Source organism: Nitratifractor sp. (genome assembly GCF_015487065.1).
Classification (GTDB): Bacteria; Campylobacterota; Campylobacteria; order Campylobacterales; family Sulfurovaceae; genus Nitratifractor.
Map to the genome: position 1 here is coordinate 1 of NZ_WFQN01000054.1, position 2,179 is coordinate 2,179.

Sequence of the window (2,179 nt, forward strand, 5' to 3'; positions counted from 1 at the left end):
CTCCACTTGGATTATCTGAACGGAGGAGAGTACTGCAGTCCGCCTTTGGTCCAGAGAGCGTTGAGGCCGCGCTGGATCTTCAGAGGTGTCTTGACGCCGACATTGCGCTCGAAGATCTCGCCGTAGTTGCCCACCTGTTTGATGGCGTTGTAGAAGCAGCCTTTCTCCAGGCCGACGTTCTTGCACATCTCGCCTTCGACACTCAGCAGACGCTTGACCTCGGGATCGGTGCTCTTGGCTTTGGCGTCGTCGACGTTGGCCATGGTGAGACCTTTTTCCTCGGCGGTCAGCAGAGCGTTGCGGGTCCACTTGGCGATATCGAACCACTGATCGTCACCGTGCCGGACGGCGGGAGCCAGGGGCTCTTTGGAGATGATCTCGGGCAGGACCACGTACTTGGCGGGGTCCTTGAGCTTGGTCCGGGTGGCATAGAGGCCGGAAGCGTCCGTAGTGAGGACATCACAGCGTCCCGCTTCGAAAGCCTTGGTCACCTGATCGTTGGTATCGAAGGTGATCGCCTTGAACTTCATGCCGTTGGCACGGAAATAGTCGGCCAGGTTCAGTTCGGTCGTGGTACCGGCCTGAATACAGACGGTGGCACCGTCCAGTTCTTTGGCGCTTTTGACTCCCAGGGATTTGGGGACCATGAAGCCCTGTCCGTCGTAGTACATGACGCCGGTGAAGTTGATCCCCAGCGCAGTGTCCCGGGTCTCGGTGTCGGTAGTGTTCCGGGAGAGGACGTCGATCTCGCCGCTCTGCAGCGCGGTGAAGCGCTCCTTGGCGTTGAGGGGGACGAACTTGACCTTGGAAGCGTCGCCCAGGACGACGGCTGCCAGGGCCCGACAGTAGTCCACATCGAGTCCGCGCCAGGTTCCCTTGGAATCGGCTTCGCTGAAACCGGGCAGTCCGGTGTTGACACCGCATTTGAGGACGCCGGCCTTCTTGACGTCATCGAGGGTTCCCGCCGTGGCGAGGGTCGCAGTAGCCAGGGCGGCAACCGCCGAGAGCTTGAGCAGTCTTTTCATCATACTTTCTCCTTTGATTGATGGGTTGACTCCCAAGTTTAGAATGATTTGGATTAAAGAAAGCTAATAAATGATGATAATTTGGGCATTTTTTATTTTGAAGGGGAAAAAAGAAATCAATCGGGAGGTGAGAGGGATCTAAAGCGGATCGATCTCCCAGAAAAAGTCGATCCAGGCCGGGGCCTCTTTGATCATGAAATCGGGCTGGATGAGAGAGTCGGGTTTGTAGAAGAGGGTGGCAACCTTGAACTCCACCTCCGGGTAGAGCTCTTCGAGCCGGTGGAGGACCGCCAGCAGCGTTTCACCGCTGTCGGCGATATCGTCCAGGAGCAGAACCTTTTTGGCATCGGAGAGGTCGGGGATATTGAAGATCTCCAGCGTATCAAGCTTGCGGTTGCCTTCATAGTGGATGGAGTTGAGAGCAAAGAGTCGTCGGGTATCCATGGCATTGGCCAGAAAATGCCCCATGGTCAGTCCGCCCCGGGCGATTGCCAGGAGGGTGTCGGGCTGATACTCCCGGATCTGTTTGTGGAGGCTCCGGATATCCTGCAGGAACTCTTCGTAGCCGTAATAGTATTTGTCCATCACGTATCGCTTCTCAGTGCAGGACGAAGACAATCAGGCTGATGGCGGTGATCAGGTAGATCCCGATATTGAGTTCGGAAAATTTCCCCTGGACGATCTTGAGCAGGGTAAAGGCGACGAATCCGGCGGCCAGCCCGTTGGTGATGGAGTAGGTCAGCGGCATCAGGAGCACCGTGAAGAAGGCGGCGCTGGCGGTCGCCAGATCCATACTGCCGAAATCCATTTTGCCCAGTTCGGTGAACATGAGGATCCCCACGATAACCAGGACGGGATAGATGGCGGGTCCCGGGATCGCCTTGAAAATCGGCAGCATGAAGAGTGTGAGGATGAAGAACGCGGCGGTAAAGATCGCTGTCAGTCCGGTCCGTCCTCCCGCTTCGACCCCGCTGGCCGATTCGATGAAGCTGGTGGTCGTGGAGACTCCCAGCAGCGAACCGGTGACGGTGGCTACGGCATCGGCCTCGAGGGTTTTCTCCAGGGAACGGTCGGTGTCATCTCCCTCCTGGAAGAGCCCGGCTCGGGCCCCTACGGCTGTCAGGGTCCCCAGGGTATCGAACATATCGGTGACC

General features: G+C 57.6%; 3 protein-coding genes. All 3 read right to left on the reverse strand.

Annotation, left to right across the window (positions count from 1 at the left end; translation table 11 throughout):
- Positions 1 to 11: 11 nt before the first annotated feature.
- Positions 12 to 1,028: an amino acid ABC transporter substrate-binding protein gene (locus tag F8I07_RS02905; protein WP_292655525.1), complete on the reverse strand. Its 1,017-nt coding sequence runs from the start codon at positions 1,026 to 1,028 to the stop codon at positions 12 to 14.
- Between the two features lie 135 nt (positions 1,029 to 1,163).
- A complete protein-coding gene (locus F8I07_RS02910) occupies positions 1,164 to 1,610 on the reverse strand; it encodes a phosphoribosyltransferase (RefSeq protein WP_292655527.1) in 447 nt (148 codons plus the stop codon).
- 13 nt (positions 1,611 to 1,623) lie between these two features.
- A partial coding sequence (locus tag F8I07_RS02915) for an NCS2 family permease (RefSeq protein WP_292655529.1) occupies positions 1,624 to 2,179 on the reverse strand: 556 nt, incomplete at its 5' end.